12 protein-coding genes and 1 riboswitch are annotated in these 16,492 nt (G+C 58.3%); of the genes, 7 read left to right on the top strand and 5 right to left on the bottom strand.

Annotation, left to right across the window (positions count from 1 at the left end):
• Positions 1-39 precede the first annotated feature (39 nt).
• A complete protein-coding gene (locus tag F1C16_RS04215; RefSeq protein WP_219733400.1) occupies positions 40-1,098 on the bottom strand; it encodes a family 43 glycosylhydrolase in 1,059 nt (352 codons plus the stop codon).
• A 285-nt stretch (positions 1,099-1,383) separates the two neighbouring features.
• Between F1C16_RS04215 and F1C16_RS04210 the strand changes: the two genes are divergently transcribed.
• The 4 genes from F1C16_RS04210 to F1C16_RS04195 all read left to right on the top strand — a co-directional run bounded on the left by F1C16_RS04210 (position 1,384) and on the right by F1C16_RS04195 (position 7,365).
• Complete coding sequence (locus F1C16_RS04210) at positions 1,384-2,454, top strand: glycoside hydrolase family 43 protein (RefSeq protein ID WP_185283111.1); 1,071 nt, start codon at positions 1,384-1,386, stop codon at positions 2,452-2,454.
• 141 nt (positions 2,455-2,595) lie between these two features.
• Complete coding sequence (locus F1C16_RS04205) at positions 2,596-3,618, top strand: LacI family DNA-binding transcriptional regulator (RefSeq protein ID WP_185283110.1); 1,023 nt, start codon at positions 2,596-2,598, stop codon at positions 3,616-3,618.
• 195 nt (positions 3,619-3,813) lie between these two features.
• Positions 3,814-6,300, top strand: coding sequence for a M1 family metallopeptidase (locus tag F1C16_RS04200; protein WP_185283109.1), 2,487 nt, complete (start codon positions 3,814-3,816; stop codon positions 6,298-6,300).
• Between the two features lie 213 nt (positions 6,301-6,513).
• On the top strand, positions 6,514-7,365 hold the full coding sequence (locus F1C16_RS04195; protein ID WP_185283108.1) for a transporter: 852 nt from the start codon (positions 6,514-6,516) through the stop codon (positions 7,363-7,365).
• Between the two features lie 170 nt (positions 7,366-7,535).
• Here the strand turns inward: F1C16_RS04195 and F1C16_RS22795 are convergent, their stop codons facing one another.
• Genes F1C16_RS22795 through F1C16_RS04185 form a run of 3 tightly spaced genes read right to left on the bottom strand, consistent with a single transcriptional unit; the run spans position 7,536 to position 9,655 of the window.
• On the bottom strand, positions 7,536-7,973 hold the full coding sequence (locus tag F1C16_RS22795) for a M28 family peptidase (protein WP_219733492.1): 438 nt from the start codon (positions 7,971-7,973) through the stop codon (positions 7,536-7,538).
• The gene (locus F1C16_RS23290; RefSeq protein WP_219733399.1) at positions 7,900-8,841 is read right to left on the bottom strand and encodes a M28 family peptidase; all 942 of its coding nucleotides are present in this window, start codon (positions 8,839-8,841) and stop codon (positions 7,900-7,902) included. Before F1C16_RS23290 ends, F1C16_RS22795 begins: the two co-directional genes overlap by 74 nt.
• A 40-nt stretch (positions 8,842-8,881) precedes the next feature.
• A complete protein-coding gene (locus F1C16_RS04185; protein WP_185283107.1) occupies positions 8,882-9,655 on the bottom strand; it encodes a hypothetical protein in 774 nt (257 codons plus the stop codon).
• A gap of 156 nt (positions 9,656-9,811) precedes the next feature.
• Here F1C16_RS04185 and F1C16_RS04180 point away from each other — a divergent pair, with 156 nt between their 5' ends.
• Positions 9,812-10,279 (top strand): META domain-containing protein, encoded by a 468-nt coding sequence (locus F1C16_RS04180; protein ID WP_185283106.1) that lies wholly within the window; start codon positions 9,812-9,814, stop codon positions 10,277-10,279.
• Positions 10,280-10,380: 101 nt separating this feature from the next.
• On the opposite strand, the gene F1C16_RS04175 is transcribed toward F1C16_RS04180, so the two are convergent.
• On the bottom strand, positions 10,381-13,827 hold the full coding sequence (locus F1C16_RS04175; RefSeq protein WP_185283105.1) for a pyruvate carboxylase: 3,447 nt from the start codon (positions 13,825-13,827) through the stop codon (positions 10,381-10,383).
• A gap of 268 nt (positions 13,828-14,095) precedes the next feature.
• Positions 14,096-14,203, top strand: a riboswitch (SAM riboswitch).
• Between the two features lie 162 nt (positions 14,204-14,365).
• On the opposite strand from F1C16_RS04175, the gene F1C16_RS04170 reads away from it, so the two are divergent.
• Together F1C16_RS04170 and F1C16_RS04165 are read left to right on the top strand one after the other, a co-directional pair.
• Positions 14,366-15,631, top strand: a complete 1,266-nt coding sequence (locus tag F1C16_RS04170) for a homoserine dehydrogenase (protein ID WP_185283104.1) — start codon at positions 14,366-14,368, stop codon at positions 15,629-15,631.
• A gap of 138 nt (positions 15,632-15,769) precedes the next feature.
• Positions 15,770-16,486, top strand: a complete 717-nt coding sequence (locus tag F1C16_RS04165; RefSeq protein ID WP_185283103.1) for an SDR family NAD(P)-dependent oxidoreductase — start codon at positions 15,770-15,772, stop codon at positions 16,484-16,486.
• Positions 16,487-16,492 lie beyond the last annotated feature (6 nt).

The raw sequence follows: 16,492 nt of genomic DNA, 5'->3' as shown, positions 1-16,492 counted from the left end.
ATCAGATTTCTCACTGCGTTCGAAATGACAATCCCTACCCTACCGACCCGCGGGCCAACGCAGGGGTGTTTCCAACGAAACCGGCACGCCGAAATCGGGCGAGCCATCGGGGCGCCAAGTGAAGGGCTGCATACGGGAACTACGGCCCTCACATTTGCCATCGGCCTGTGATTTCGCGTGGTACACTAGCCAGTCCCGACCGTCGGGCGACTTGGCAAAACCGTTGTGGCCGGTGCCCCACACGTGGTTTTCAGGCGAGGGTTTGAACACCGGCTGCGGTGCCTTGGTCCACGACTCGGCCCGGAGCGGGTCTTGGCCTTTTGCGGCAGTCAGCATGCCCAGCGAGTAGTTGTCGTCCCAGCAGGCGCTGGCCGAGTACACAATAAACAGCTGGCCTTTTTTGCCCTGCAAGAACTCCGGTCCTTCCAGAATCTGCCTACCCCCGCCTTTTTCCCACGCGTAGGTAGGACGGGCGATGATGGCTTCTTTGCTTTGATCAATCGTCCAGGGGTTTTGCAGGGGCGCAATGCAGAGCACGCTTTGCGGCCCCACGTAAGCCGAGTAGAGAAAATACTGCTTGTCGCCGTGTTTGAATACCGAGCCATCGAGGCCAGTATACTTCGTGTTCACTTTGCCTTTGTCTACCCACTGGCCCCGGGTAGGGTCGGCCGAGGCATTTTCCAGCACAAACACGTAGCGGTGGTCATCGTCGGGGTGGGCTTTGTCGGCGGCGGTGTAGTAGAGGTACCACTTGCCCTGGAGGTAATGCAGCTCTGGCGCCCATATCTGGGTGGAGTTAGGACCGGTGGCTGGTGGCATCCAGACCGTAACGGGCTGCGCTTTCCCTACCTCGCTTAGCTGCTGGGTTTTCCAGAGTGCGATGCGGTTGCCGAGCGTATTGGTGTAATAGTAGTACCCGTTGCGTTGCGCTACCCACGGGTCGGGGCCATTGGTTTGCAATGGGTTCGTGAAAGATTGTTGGGCCCACGCTTTTGCTGGCAGCACCACCACTAGCAGGCTCAGAGCTACGCCATACCGCAGTGCCTGCCATACATGCCGGGCAACCAGCTTGCTGGGTTGGCCATGGTGATAAGACAAGCTGGTGGAAGGTTGAACTGTGCTATATTTCATGCAAACGTTTGTCTGAAAACCCAAGAACAATAGTGTATCGAAACAACAGGTTGACTGTTTATAGAAACTGTCTGATGAGATTTCGCATTACATTACTACCCGCGCTAATCAGGATGCATATTTCTATTTGTGGAGTCCTATCCAGATAAGAATCTGCAAGCTAACCGACTTTACCCAATGATGCAAACGTTTGCATATTCGGTGAAAAATGCGCCTATTTGCTGAGAGTATCTACATCACTTCTTGCCTTTTATGCTTTCTCGTCGTCATTTTCTGCAACAGTCAGCTGCTGGCTTGGCTGCGCTGGCTCTTGCTCACCAACAGGTTATGGGTGCGGCCCGCACGTATACCAACCCCGTCTACTCTGGCTCTTTTCCCGACCCTTTCGTGCTACGCCACGGCAAGCGCTATTATGCTTTTGGTACCACTGGCCAAAGCCGCACGAGTGATGGCCGTATTTTCTCGCTGCTTACTTCTGACAATCTAATTGATTGGCAGCCAACGGATGGTGCCCTTCTCCCCCCGCCCGAGGCCGAAGGCGCAGACTTCTGGGCGCCGGAAGTGGTAGAGCATGCGGGCACTTTTTATATGTACTACTCCAAAGGCGGCGGGGCCATTGCTTCCTCCGTGGGTCACCGTCTCTACGTGGCCACCAGTCAGAAACCCGAAGGCCCCTACCAGCAGGTGGCCATGCTGGACGTGCCCGAGAGCAAGTTCACCATCGACGCCCACGCTTTCCGCGACACCGATGGGCAATGGCACCTATTCTACGCCCGCGACTTCACGGACACCGACAACGGCTACCGCCCCGGCACCGGCCTGGCCGTAGACCGCCTCGTAGGCATGACCAAGCTGGCCGGCGAAAGCCGCACCGTGATGCGCGCCCGCCACGACTGGACCGTGTTCGAGAAAAATCGCACCATGCCGCTCTACGACAACCGCACCTTTGCGGAGTGGCACACGCTGGAAGGCCCCTTCGTGCGTCGGCACAAGGGCAAATATTACTGCTTCTACAGCGGTGCTAATTTCCTAACTGACCGCTACGGCGTGGACTACTGCGTGGCCGATACCATCATGGGACCTTACCAGGATACCGGCTCCGACAAAGGTGCCCGCGTGCTCCACTCCATTCCGGGCAAAGTGCGCGGTCCCGGCCACCACTCGCACATCATGAGCCCCAATGGCAAAACCGAGTACCTGGTGTACCACGCCTGGAACGAAGGCATGACCGAACGACAACTGTGTATCGACAAGTTGCTTTGGACCGATCAGGGCCCACGCTGCCAGGGTCCTACCTACACGCCCCAGCCAGCACCTCGGTAGCAGTATCTGCTGTGTTGTTGGCGATGATGTGCGCCCGTAACTGAGCCAGCAGCGCATCCATTCGCAGGTTTTTATTCGTGAGATTGCGCAACAATTTGCGCAACTTTGCGGCAACCGTTGTGCTTCCTTACCCTCCCTCCCTTGGCCCGCACGAAAGCCTCCATTACCGACCTAGCGCAGCAGTTGGGCATCTCCGTTTCCACTGTTTCGCGGGCACTCAGCAACCACCCCAGCATCAGCGACGCCACCAAGCAGCGTGTCTGGAAGCTGGCGAAAGAGCTGCACTACCAGCCCAACCACCTGGCCGCTGGCCTGCGCAAGGGCCGTAGCAAGCTACTGGGCGTGATTGTGCCGCACATTGATGGGCACTTCTTTACACTGGTGGTGAAGGGCATTGAAACGGTAGCCACCAAGGCCGGTTTCAACGTACTCATCTGCCAGTCGAACGAAGATGTGGCCCATGAGCGCCAGAACATCGAAACCCTGCTGGGGGCGCAGGTAGAAGGTATTTTGGTGTCGTTATCGCGCACCACGCGCGACTTCCGGCACTTCGAGAAGGTGCAGCGGCAGCAGATTCCGCTGGTATTTTTTGATCGTGTGCTGGATGGGCTGGATGTGAGTGCCGTGGTACTCGATGACCGCGCCGGCGGCTACCAGTCCACCAAGCACCTCATTCAGCAAGGGTACCGCCGTATTGCGCACTTCGGCGGCCCGCAGCACCTCAATATTTACAAAGACCGGCGCCAGGGCTACCTCGATGCCTTGCGGGAGCACGACCTGCCCGTGGAGGAAGACCTAATCCACATCGGCAACATGAAAATGGAAGATGGAGCGGCTGGTATTGCGCACCTGCTCTCCCTACCCAACCCGCCGGACGCCGTGTTTTCGGCCAGCGACTTTGCCGCCGTGGGTGCCTTGCAGGCGCTCAAGCAGCGCGGCCTGCGCGTACCCCAGGACATGGCCCTGGCCGGTTTCAGCAACGAAACCTTCACGTCCCTCACTGAGCCCATGCTCACCACCATCGACCAGCGCTGCGAGCAGATGGGCCAGGCCGCCGTGCGCCTGTTCCTGGAAATTCTGGCCGAGCCCTCCGGCGACTTCTCGCCCCGCCGCGTAGTGCTCCGCCCCGATTTGCTGGTGCGCGATTCTTCACAAGCGGTATAGGAACGGTGTAGAGACGCATACTTGCGTCTCGTCGTTGAACGATTTAGGCGGCGGACGTTCAACGACGAGACGCAAGTATACGTCTCTACACCGTTCGGCCGGCCGCTACGCTCGGCATACACAGCCCATTAGGCAACCTTCGCGGTACTTTCGCTTCTTTTGCGTCACAATTCCCTTTCCATCTATTTTTCTCTGATGAATAAAGCCTTTTTGCTGAGCTTGGGTCTGTTTCTGACCGCCGCTACTGTGCAAGCACAAACCCCGGCTACGGCTACCAATGTTGCCGAGGCTACCCCCTACCGTGCCACTGCTACGAAGCGCAACGATTTGGTACACACCAAGCTCGATGTACGCTTCGACTATAAAAAGCGCTACCTCTACGGCAAAGAGTGGGTGACGCTAAAGCCCCACGCCTACCCCACCGACTCGCTCCAGCTCGATGCCAAGGGCATGGATATTCAGACAGTGGCCCTGGTGAATGGCAATGCCAATCAGCCGCTGAAATTCACGTACGACGAAGAATTTCTGCGCATCAACCTGGGCAAAACCGTGCAGCCGGGCACCGACTACACAGTGTATATAGAGTACACAGCCAAGCCCGACGAGCTGAAAGTGAAAGGCTCGGCGGCCATTACCGATGCCAAGGGTCTTTATTTCATCAACCCTGACAGCTCGGTGGCCGGCAAGCCCGTGCAAATCTGGACGCAGGGCGAGACGGAAGGCTCCTCGGCGTGGTTCCCGACCATTGACCGGCCCAACCAGAAAACGACCTCGGAGATTTCGATGACCGTGCCCAGCAAGTACGTGACGCTGAGCAACGGCAAAATGACCGACAGCAAGCCCGCCGGCGCCGGCCTCCGCACCGATACCTGGAAGATGGAGCTGCCCCACTCGCCCTACCTGTTTATGATGGCCGTGGGCGACTTCAAAATCACGCACGACACGTGGCGCGGCAAGCCCGTCGATTATTACTTGGAGCCCAAATACGCGCCCTACGCCAAGGAAATCTTTGGCAAAACGCCCGAAATGATGGAGTTCTTCTCAAACCGTCTGGGCGTGGAGTATCCTTGGAACAAGTATGCCCAAGTGGTAGCTCGCGACTACGTGAGCGGCGCCATGGAAAACACTACTGCTACCCTACACGGTGAGGCGGTGGCCGGCACGGCCCGCGAAATGCTGGACCGCCCCTACGGCAGCAGCGAATCTATTGTGGCGCACGAGCTGTTTCACCAGTGGTTTGGCGACTACGTGACGGCCGAGAGTTGGAGCAACCTGACTGTAAACGAGTCATTTGCCGACTTCTCGGAGGCTTTATGGGCCGAGCACAAGTATGGCAAAGACGCCGCCGATGCCCACCGCTTCGGCTACATCCGGCGCTACCTCAGCGGCCCCGGCAACGAGAACAAAGACCTCGTGCGCTTCCACTATGCCGATAAAGAGGATATGTTTGATGGCGTGACCTACCAGAAGGGCGGCGCCATCCTGGACATGCTGCGCACCTACCTCGGCGACGATGTATTCTTTAAATCGCTCACCAAATACCTCACCGACAACAAGTTCGGCAACGGCGAAGCCCACCAGTTGCGCTTGGCCTTCGAGGCCGTGTCGGGTAAGGATTTGAATTGGTTCTTCAACCAGTGGTACTTTGGGGCCGGCCATCCTGTTGTTACCATCGATTACGGCTGGGATGCGACTAAAAAGCAGCAAAGCGTGACCATCAAGCAAACGCAGGAAGGACAGAAGTTTATCCTACCCCTGGCTATTGATGTGTATGTGAAAGGCAAGGCCGAGCGCCACCAAGTGCTAATGACGGAAGGCACGCAAACATTCAGCTTTGCCGCCGCCAGCCAGCCCGAGTTGGTGAACGTGGATGCCACCAAAATGATGCTGTGGCAGAAAACCGACAACAAGCCCTTTAGCGCCTACGTGTATCAATACCAGCACGCGCCCTTGTACCTCGACCGGCGCGAGGCATTGGTAGCGGCCCAGTCGCGGCAGAAGGACGATGCCGCTGCTCGTGCTCTCTTGCTCTCGGCCCTCAACGACAAGTTCTACGGCCTGCGCCTGGCCGCTGCACAGTCGCTGGATTTGAAGAATGCCGATATACGCAAAAAAGCCGCCGACGCGCTGCGCAAACAGCTGAATCAGGAGAAGGAAACCGCCGTGCAGGCCGCCTTGCTCACAAATCTGGCCGTTCTCAACGACAAGCGCGACCAAAAGCTCTACGAAAAGTACCTCGACAACCAGTCGTACAACGTGCAAGGCGCAGCCCTCAACGGCCTGAGCCTGACCAAACCCACTGAGGCCCTGAGCCGCGCCAAAACACTGGAAGCCGATAGCCACGGTGCCCTCACTGAAGCTATTGTGGAAGTATACGCCAAGCAAGGTGACGCGGCGCAATGGCCCTACATTCAAGCGCAGTTCGACGAGGCCGGTGCGCAGCAGCGCATCAACATGCTGGAAGCGATGGACGAGGTGATGGTGCGCACCACCGACCCGGCTGTCTTCAATGCTGCCCTCACCCGCGTGAAAGACCTGGGCATCAAGTACAAGCAGTACGGCATCGACCGGGCGGTGCTGGGCTTGCTGGGTGATGTGCAACAGCGCAAAACCGGTGCTACGGCTACCCAGGCCCAGCAGGAGATTGAAAAAGCTACGCAGGAAATCCAGCAGGCGAAGTAAGACGAGCTTGTGAAGTAGAAAAACCGTCTGTCATCCTGAGCTTGCGAAGGACCTTCTCACGTGTGAACGACAAGCGTAACAACGACTTGTCCTAACGTGATAAGGTCCTTCGCGAGCTCAGGATGACACTTGTTTTTTTGACAGACGGTTTTTCTACCCGTACCTCGCCTACTCATTCACTGAACTTTCCGCCGCTCAAGCGTGTCGGGAGCTATGCGCACGACCACTCTGCTGACGGCTACCGGCTTGCTCCTGCTCGCCGGCTCGGCCCGCACCCTGGCCCAAAGCCTCCCCTCCAACCCTGTTGCCAACGCAGAAACACCCTTTATCCGCAACCTCCGCCCCGACCGGCCCGGCCAAACCGTTACGACGAGCATGCTGTATCCCGGCCAGGTGCAGGTAGAGTTGGGGACGTTGCGCTACGCGCCGCCGGACGGCTTGGGGCCGCGCCGCACGCTTTCGTCGGCCCTATTGCGGGTAGGGTTTTTCAACCACATAGAGTTGCGGGCTTCGCAAGGTTATTTGGCTGATGTTTCCGCACGTCCTACCCTTGGCGATGCGCCGCAACCTAGCCTACCCTCTTATCCCAACGGCTTCGCGCCCCTTACGGTGGGCGCTAAGTTCTTGGCTTCCAGCAACCAAGACGCCCGCTCTCAGGTGGTGCTACTCACTGAGCTGACACTGCCTACCGGTGACGCGTCCTACCTTAATCAAACCTACGAGCCGGCAGCTCGCCTGCTAGTGTCGCAGCAGTTGGGCCAGCGCTACGGCCTGGAGGCCAACGTAGGCTTTCGGCAGCGTGGGTTTCGGGCCGAAGGAACCAGCCAAGGGCAATACCTGGGTACATTGGCCCTAAATGGTGCTATTCTGCCCACCGTTGGCTTTTTTGCGGAAACTTATACCTTCTGGCAACGCACCTACGGTTGGCAGCCGGGCCTCACGGGTGGCCTCTATTGGCGCCCCCTACCCGGCCTGCGCCTCGACCTAAACGCCGGCAACACCTGGCGCGAAGGCCGCGCCGCCCCGCAGGTAGGCGCCGGCCTCAGCGTGCGGCTGCCGAAGTAGTGAGGTGGTGAGATAGTGAGTAAAAAAGGTGTGTCATCCTGAGCTTGCGAAGGACCTTATGTCCACAGAACGAGTCGTTATGACGTCTGTCGTTCACACGTGAGAAGGTCCTTCGCAAGCTCAGGATGACACACCTTTTTTACTCACTATCTCACCACCTCACTATAGCCCTACTCCTTCGCCACGCGTGTGGGCGTTTGCTGACCTGATATGATACCGGTAGCGCTGCGGGCAATGGCGTTGATAACGGCCGTCATATTCTGTAGATCCAGACTCTCGATTTCGTCGTCGACGGAGTGGTAGAGCTTGTCCGTGGGAATCTGGTCGGTGCTGATGGTGTGGGCTGGCACGCCTAGCTTCGCCAGCGTGGCGTTGTCGGAGCGGTAGAACAGGTTTTGCTCGGGATACGGGTCAGGCTCGAAGCGGAATGGCGAGCCTTGCAAGTTCTGCTGCAACAGCGGGCCGAAGTCGCTCCGCTCGTAGCCGGTGATGAAAGCCGTGTTGGGGCCGAACTTCGCTACCTTGCCAATCATCTCAATGTTGAACATCGCTACCACCTTGTCTGGGTCGAGCTGACGAGAGAAATACTGCGAGCCAAACCCACCGATTTCTTCTGCCGTGAAAGCTGCGAAAACTAGCGTGCGGGCGTTCTTTTTCTGCTTTTTTGTAGTACTCAGCCAGGGCCACTACGGCCGTGGTACCGCTGGCGTCGTCGTCGGCACCATTGGCAATGGAGTCGCCGGCTACGGCCTGGGTGATGCCCAGGTGGTCGTAGTGCGCGGAGAAAACCACCATTTCCGGGGCCAGCTTTTTGTCGCGGCCGGGTAGTATCCCTACCACGTTGCGCATAGCAACGGGTTTGATGGTAGTGGTAGCCGTTACGGCGTAGGTAGGCGCAGCACCTTCTAGCGGTGCAGTCGCCAGCAACATTGCAACGGCGTGTGCTGCTGGCTGTTGGGCCTTCACCGACCCCTTATTCAATCCTAGCAACCGCTTAAACTGCGCCTGATGCGCCGGATCGACAATGACCACGGTGTTTTCGTGCAGATCCAGCAACGGCCGCACCACCTGAAACAGATTGTCCTGCGCCCCTACCATCACTGTGCGTATCGTCGCGTCGGTATTTGTCCAGTCCACCTGGGGCAGACCCGAAGAAAGCACGATGTTATCGGGGGGTAGGGCCGTACCATTCAGGGTGGCGGTCCGGGCGCTCGTCTGCGCTTCATAGGCCTCAAACTCCTGCAAAAAATTGTCCTTGGCCGGCAGCGGCTTCAAGCCAATACGCTTGAACTCAGCGGCCAGAAACTGACCAGCTTTCAGGTTGCCGGGGCCGGCGCTAGGGCGGCCGGCCATGTCGTCGGCGGTGAGGGTACGGGCCACGCGCTCCACAGTAGCCGCCGATACGGCCGGTTGCTTTTGGGCGGTGGCCTGAGAGCCAACCAATAGGCCAGCAGCAAGTAAAAAGAAGTGTTTCATAGGACAAGCTTACTGCTTTGCGGTAGGTTCTACAATTGCATCACGTTGTTGGGTCTACTACCCGCAGCAGCGCTATCAAGTCAGCCTCCGATTTGCCCATGCTCTTGTTGCGGTCGGCCTCGCTTTTCAGCTTAGCTGCTAGCTCCGGCGCCGCGCTCTGCAAGGCTTTCAGCGTGAGCTTATTGATGGGCACTACCATGCCATCGGGCCGGCGTAGGTAGTACGTTTCTTTGGTTACCAGCTCGTCATAGCGCTTGTCCTGGCTGTAGGCGCCTTTGTAGCTGGCTTGCTCCAGCTTCTTCTGGTACTGCTTGAGCACCGTGTACTTGCCTTCGTGCAACACCTCCACAAACTCACGGCCCTGCGCCGGTTCCGGAGCCTCCACGAAGCGTCGAAACCGGCGCTCAGGCACCGTGCCGGTAGCATCTGTCAGCACGAAGCTTTTCACGCGGTTCTCGTTCAGCAGCATCGAGTCAGTGCGGGTAGGCTGACGGGCGTAGAGGAGTTGCTGCACCACATCGTATTTCAGCAGCACGGGTTGCAGCTTCACGTCATGGTCGGTGGTGACGACGGCTGGCAGCCAGCGCGCAATAGCGTAAGGCGAGCCTACCAAGCCCTGATATCGCGTATCAATGGTGTATCCCTGTCCACCACGCGCAATGGAGTTGATGTTTTCCTGAGCCATCACGCCGCTGCCGCTGGTAGGCACCTGGCTCACTTGGGCCTTACTTTGTTGGACGGATAATCCTACCAACAACCCGGCGATAATCCCGCCCCAACCAACTGCCCGACGTGTAGTTGCGTACTGCCTCATGGTATTGCTTTTTAGTAGATACTATACTGTTGGTTCTAACGGTTCTGCTTGCGTAGCAGTATCTGCTAGCGTTTCTGGCTGCAACCAATAGCAATCGGCAAGCTAAAAGATTTCATCTTTGTTGCCTATTCCCTCGTTTTTTCCCTCATCTATCTCATGCGTATTTCTTCGTTTTTCGCTTCCGTAATCACCGCGGCACTGCTCGGCAGTTGCGCCGGCCGCGAGCCTGCCGAAACCACTCAAACGCCCACCGCAACCACCACTCCCCTACGCGGTACGTATTGGGTACTCGAGCAACTAGGTGATTCTGCCGTAACTACCCCCGAAAACAGCCAGGAAATATACCTGACATTGGCTGCCGACAGCAGCAACCGCGCCGAAGGACAAGCTGGTTGCAACCGCTTCCGGGGCCGCTTCACTCTGGCTGCCAACGATCAGTTGAGCTTTTCGCCGCTTATGTCGACTAAGATGGCCTGCCCGCGTGTGTCCCTGGAAACCCGCTACCTCAACGCCCTCGAAACAACCACGCGCTATCAGCTAGAAGGTGACACCCTCCGCCTATTGGGTGCCCCTGCAGGTACGCAAGTGGTAGCACAGTTTCACGCCGGCGAAGCGCCGGAGTAGAGTTTATAAAAGCAGTTAGCCGTTGGCTGCTAGCGTTTAGTCTTTCGTTTACTGAAAAGGCTAAACGCTAGCAGCCAACGGCTAACTGCTTTTATAAACTCCTACCCCAATGTCAGTACCAAATCGTCGGCATTCACGAGGGTGCCCTCTTCCAGGGTTACGGCTTCCACGGTGGTATCGTCGGGGGCAGTGATAGTGGTTTCCATCTTCATGGCCTCAATGATGAACAGCGGGGCGTTGCGCTTCACTTCCTGCCCAGGTTCCACCAATACGCGCGACAGCAGCCCCTGCAACGGTGCCCCTACCTGGCGCGGATTGGCTTTATCGGCCTTGGCGTGCTGTACTTTCACCACTTCCACCGAGCGGTCGCGCACTTCCAAGTTGCGGGTTTCGCCATTGATGGAGAAGAACACCGTGCGCTTGCCCTCGTCGTTGGCAATGCCTAGGGAGCGGAATTTTACGATGATGCTCTTGCCGCGGGCAATGTCGATGATGCTTTCCTCGCCCGGTTGCAGGCCGTAGAAAAACAACCGCGTGGGCACCACCGACACGTCGCCGTACTCCTGCACAAAGGCCCAGTATTGCTCAAACACTTTAGGATAGAGCAGGTAGGAAAGCAAGTCCGTGAACTCCACACTCGGCCCAAACTTCTGCTGAAACACCTTCCACTCCGCATCAAAGTCGATGACTTCGAGGTGCTCGTTAGGCCGTTCGGTGTAGGCCGGCTGGCCTTTCAGGATAATCTCCTGCAAGCCCTCGGGCCAACCGCCTTCGGGCTGCCCAATATCGCCGCGAAACAGGCTCTGCACCGATTCGGGGAAGTTTAGCGTCTGGCCTTTGTCCCACACATCCTGGGTGGTAAGGTTGTTGGACACCAGGAACAGCGCCATATCGCCTACTACCTTCGAAGAAGGCGTGACCTTGGTGATGTCGCCAAAGAGCTGATTGACATCGGCAAAGGTCTTTTTGATCAGTTCGAACTTGTCGCCCAGGCCCAGCGCTACAGCTTGCGGGCGCAGGTTGGAGTACTGCCCACCCGGAATTTCGTGCTGGAACACGTCGGCCGACCCAGCTTTCAAGCCCGACTCAAACGGCTGGTAGTAGGTGCGCACGCCTTCCCAGTAGTTGCTGAACTCGTTGAGGCTCTGCTGGTCGAACTCGCGGTGGCGGGGCGTGTGGCGTAGCATCTCCACGGTGGCGTTGAAGTTGGGCTGCGAGGTTAGCCCTGACAGGCTTCCCAAGGCCACGTCAATCACATCCACACCTGCTTCCACAGCCTTGAGGTAGGTAGCGGCTTGCAGGCTGCTGGTGTCGTGGGTGTGCAGGTGAATAGGTAGGCTGATGGTATCGCGCAGGCCGGCAATCAGCTCCTGCGCGGCATAGGGCTTCAGGAGGCCCGCCATATCCTTGATGCACAGAATGTTTGCGCCGGCGTCCTCAATTTGTCGGGCCAGGCGCAGGTAGTAATCGAGGTTGTATTTCTTGTTCTGCGGGTCCAGCAAATCGTTGGTGTAGCAGATGCTAGCCTCGGCCAGCCCCCCCGTCTTCTCGCGCACAAACCGGATGCAGCTTTCCATACCCGGCATCCAGTTCAACGAATCAAAAATGCGGAACACGTCGATGCCGGTTTCCCAGCTCTGCTGCACAAAGCGCTCTACCAGGTTGTCGGGGTAGGCCTTGTAGCCCACGCCGTTGGCGCCCCGAATCAGCATTTGTAGCAGGATGTTGGGCACGGCCTCGCGCAGCTTGGCCAGGCGCTCCCAGGGGTCTTCGTGCAGGAAGCGCAGGGCCACATCGAAGGTAGCACCGCCCCAGCACTCCAGCGAAAACGTCTGGGGGTGCTGCTTGGCGAAGCGCTCCGCCACCTTCAGCATATCAAAGGTGCGCATGCGCGTGGCCAACAGGCTCTGGTGGGCGTCGCGCAGGGTAGTATCGGTGTAGTGAATGAGGGTATCCTCGCGCAGCCACTTGGCAAAGCCCTCAGGACCTAGTTCGGTAAGGCGGTTTTTGGTGCCGGGGGGGTAGGGTGCGGTGGCGTCGTAGTGGGGTAGCTTGGGCTTGGGCAGGTCGCGGGCCGGGTCCTGGGCGCCGTGCACGTCGGGGTTGCCGTTCACGATGATGTCGCCCAGGAAGGTCAGCAGCTTGGTCCCACGGTCTTGGCGCACCTCAAACTTGAATAGCTCGGGATGGTCTTTGATGAAGTCGACGGTGGCGCTACCATTCTGAAAATCAGGGTGCGCCACAATGTTTTGCAGGAACTGAATATTAGTGCGCACACCCCGAATCCGGAACTCCGATAGGGTGCGCAGCATCCGCTCGGCCGCCTCCTTAAGGGTAGGCGCCTGGGCCGACACCTTCACCAGCAGCGAGTCAAAAAACGGCAGAATCTTGGCGCCCTGGTACACCGAGCCCTGGTCCAGCCGGATACCGAAACCGCCCGCCGAGCGGTAGGCCACAATGGTGCCGTAGTCGGGCTTGAAGTCGTTTTCGGGCGCTTCGGTGGTGAGGCGGCACTGCAACGCAAAGCCCGTAATGCGGGGCCGCACCTGCGGGTCGAGGTTGATTTCGGGGTCCTGCAAGTGGTAGCCCGACGCGATGTAAAGCTGGGTTTTGATGAGGTCGACACCCGTGACCATTTCCGTGACAGTGTGCTCTACCTGAATGCGCGGGTTCACCTCAATGAAGTAAATCTCACCTTCCTCCGGCTTCACCAGAAATTCCACCGTGCCCACGTTGTTGTAGTTCACGGCGCGGGCCAGGCGCAGGGCGTAGTCGTATAATTGCTCGCGTAGTTCCTCGGCTAGGCCCAGGGCGGGCGCTACCTCCACTACCTTCTGGAAGCGGCGCTGCACCGAGCAGTCGCGCTCGTAGAGGTGCGTTACGCTGCCGTAGGCGTCGGCCACTACCTGCACCTCAATGTGCTTGGGTTGCTCCACAAACTTCTCAAGGAATACGGTGTCGTCGCCGAATGCTTTCAGGGCTTCGTTGCGGGCCTCGAAGAAGCCTTTCTCCAGCTGGTCGTCGTCGCGGATGACGCGCATGCCTCTACCGCCGCCGCCGCTGGCAGCCTTCAGCATTACGGGGTAGCCGATGCGGTTGGCTTCGGCGCGAGCTGTTTCGAAGTCATTCAACTCTTCTTCACTGCTCTGAATAATAGGCACTTGCTCGCGCAAGGCCACTTCCTTGGCGCGCACCTTGTCGCCGAGCGCCTCCATCACCTCGGGCCGCGGCCCCACGAAGATGATGCCTTCCTCGCCGCAGCGCCGGGCCAGGGTCGCGTTTTCGCTCAAAAACCCGTAGCCGGGGTGGATGGCGTCTACACCGTTGGCTTTGGCTATGCGCAGCAGGCCTTCAATGTCGAGGTAGGGCTTCAGCGGCTCGTCGTCTTCGCCAATCTGATAGGCCTCATCAGCCTTGTAGCGGTGCAGGGAGTAGCGGTCCTCGAAGGTGTATACGGCTACCGTGGTGATGCCCAATTCGGTAGCGGCACGCATTACGCGAATGGCAATTTCGCCCCGATTGGCAACGAGGAGTTTGCGAATGTTCATGAGTAGGTAGTGGTGTTTTAGTCAGCGCGGCCTCAAACTAGGCAATAATTTAACAGAAAGGACAAAAAAGGCTGCTTTTTACGATCAAAATGACAATTATTAGGCACTTCCATTCAATTTTGTACTCATGCACTCACCTTCGCACTCGCTCGGCATAGCCGAGCGAGTGCGAAGGCGATTGTGGGTAGTGCTACGAGCAAGTACGAAAGCAAATACTTGCCGCCAACCGCGGGCCTCGTATATTTGCCCTACCGCTCCCACAACGGAGCACTTATCAAGAAAGGCGGAGGGACAGGCCCTGCGATGCCTTAGCAACCGGTAGTCATAGCTACAAGGTGCTACATCCTGAATCTGCGACAGCAGATGAAGATAAGTTACGAAAGGCTTAGTGCCCCGTTTTGGGGTTTGGCTCTTCTGACTTGTCGGAAGGGCTTTTTTTGGGCCTTTTCGGGAAGAAATCTTGGTGAGATGCTTTGGGGTGGAGGCGAAATTTTCCCTCACCTACGGCAGTAGCCGCTGCCTTGATTTCGTTTTCCGCATGACTCGCTCCGACATCCGTATTGGTTTATTTGGTTTTGGCGTGGTAGGCCAGGGCCTGCACACTGTTTTAGAACGCACGCCCGGCCTGCGCGCCCGCATTGGCCGCATTGGCGTGAAAGACCGCGCCAAGCAGCGCAGCCTACCCACCGAGCTGTTTACGTTCGACCGCGCCGATCTGCTGAATGATGAGTCCTTGAACGTGATTGTGGAGTTGATTGACGACGCTGACAAAGCCTACCACATCGTGACCGAGGCCCTGCGCCGGGGCAAAGCCGTGGTGACGGCCAACAAAAAGATGTTGGCCGAGCACTTGCCCGAGCTGATAGAATTGCAGCGTCAAACCGGCACTCCGTTGCTCTATGAGGCTGCCGCCTGCGCCAGCTTACCCGTCATTCGGAACCTGGAGGAATACTACGACACCGACTTACTGGAAGCGGTGGAGGGCATCATCAACGGCTCCACCAACTACATTCTCACGGCCATGCACCGCGATGCCATTTCCTTTGCCGAGGCCCTAAGCAAGGCGCAGGCGTTGGGCTTCGCCGAGAGCAATCCTGCTTTAGATGTGGAAGGTCTGGACGCCCGCAACAAGCTGGTGCTGCTGCTCACGCACGCGTTCGGACTGGTGACCTCGCCCCAGCAAATCCTAGCCGTGGGCATCGACCGCCTAAGCGACCTGGCCTCGGACTACGCCCGCGAGAAAGGCCTGTCGCTCAAGCTCATTGCCGAGGCTCGCCGCCTCCCCGACGGCAACGTGGCGGCTGCCGTACTGCCTACCCTGGTGCGCCCCGAGCACGAGCTAGCACGGGTGCAGGACGAGTACAACGGCCTTATCACCCAGAGCGGCTTTGCCGACCGACAGTTTTTTCTGGGCCGCGGGGCAGGCGCGGTGCCTACCGCCTCGGCCGTGCTCAGCGACTTGTCGGCCCTTACCTACGGCTACCGTTACGAGTACAAGAAAATCAGCCAGAACATCGACTCAGCCCTGACGCCCGACGCTGCTGAAGTAGACGTGCTGGTGACGTTCACGGACGAGCATGTCCCCCAGGAAGCCGACTTCACGCGGGTGCACGAAACCTTCCGCTCGGCCGTGCGCGGGCATTACCTCACAGGTACCATTGGGCTGGCTCAACTGGCGCAAGCCGAGTGGCTGCGGCTGCCCGGCATTTGCGTAGTGCGCCTCCCTACCCCGTTGCGAGCAGCAGCTACCGCTCGGCCCGCCGATACCCAGCTCGCCGGAGCCGCCGCGTATTTTGCCGAGTAATTGATTGTCTATCAACTTATAGTTCGACGGCTATCGGGAAAGAATCCTGCTAGCTGTCGAGCTTTTTTGAGCTGGTAATAACCACCTACAGCCATTCCTGCGTAGCAGAAACTCAACCGTTCACTTGCTTCGCTTTTCATGGAATTTGCTGATAAGAATATTCTCCTGGTAGGTGCATCCTCCGGTATTGGCTTGGCTACAGCTCACCTGCTGCATGGCCTGAAAGCCAATCTGTTCACGGCCTCGCGGCACGAGTCGCCGGAGCTGGCCGAGTTGGGCACCACCTTCCTACCCCTCGACGTTACGCAGCCCCTTGCCGCTACCGCTTTCGACTCCCTACCCGACACCTTGCACGGTGTGGTATACTGCCCCGGCAGCATTCGGCTACGGCCCTTCGAGCGCATTGCGCCGGCTGATTTTCGGCAGGATTTTGAGCTGAACGTGCTGGGTGCTGTGCAAGTGGTGCAGGCCGTGGTGAAGCGGCTGAAAAAAGCCAATGGCGCTTCCATCGTGCTTTTCAGCACCGTAGCCGCCGAAACGGGCATGAGTTTTCATACCAGCGTGGCCACGGTGAAAGCCGCCGTGGAAGGCCTCACCCGCGCCCTGGCCGCCGAGTATGCTGGCGCTAACATCCGCGTGAACTGCATCGCGCCTTCCCTCACCGATACGCCCCTGGCAGCTACCCTCCTCAACACCCCCGAGAAGGCCGAGGCAAGCGCCAAGCGCCACCCCTTGCAGCGCGTGGGGCAGCCCCAGGATATGGCCTACATGACGTCGTTCCTACTATCCGACCACAGCAGCTTCATCACGGGCCAGGTCTTGCCCGTGCATGGTGGCATGGGCCGGTTGAAGTAAGGCAGT

Origin of the sequence: Hymenobacter sp. NBH84, from assembly GCF_014217645.1 — a bacterium.
GTDB classification, from domain to species: Bacteria; Bacteroidota; Bacteroidia; order Cytophagales; family Hymenobacteraceae; genus Hymenobacter; species Hymenobacter profundi.
This window is presented reverse-complemented; position numbering and strand designations above follow the sequence as displayed.

Bases quoted from the DNA above. Each gene is read 5' to 3' on its own strand.
- F1C16_RS23290 (WP_219733399.1), bottom strand. From the start codon at position 8,841: ATGAAACACTTCTTTTTACTTGCTGCTGGCCTATTGGTTGGCTCTCAG.
- F1C16_RS04185 (WP_185283107.1), bottom strand. From the start codon at position 9,655: ATGAGGCAGTACGCAACTACACGTCGGGCAGTTGGTTGGGGCGGGATT.
- F1C16_RS04195 (WP_185283108.1), top strand. From the start codon at position 6,514: ATGCGCACGACCACTCTGCTGACGGCTACCGGCTTGCTCCTGCTCGCC.
- F1C16_RS04210 (WP_185283111.1), top strand. From the start codon at position 1,384: ATGCTTTCTCGTCGTCATTTTCTGCAACAGTCAGCTGCTGGCTTGGCT.
- F1C16_RS04200 (WP_185283109.1), top strand. From the start codon at position 3,814: ATGAATAAAGCCTTTTTGCTGAGCTTGGGTCTGTTTCTGACCGCCGCT.
- F1C16_RS04170 (WP_185283104.1), top strand. From the start codon at position 14,366: ATGACTCGCTCCGACATCCGTATTGGTTTATTTGGTTTTGGCGTGGTA.
- F1C16_RS04165 (WP_185283103.1), top strand. From the start codon at position 15,770: ATGGAATTTGCTGATAAGAATATTCTCCTGGTAGGTGCATCCTCCGGT.
- F1C16_RS04175 (WP_185283105.1), bottom strand. From the start codon at position 13,827: ATGAACATTCGCAAACTCCTCGTTGCCAATCGGGGCGAAATTGCCATT.
- F1C16_RS04180 (WP_185283106.1), top strand. From the start codon at position 9,812: ATGCGTATTTCTTCGTTTTTCGCTTCCGTAATCACCGCGGCACTGCTC.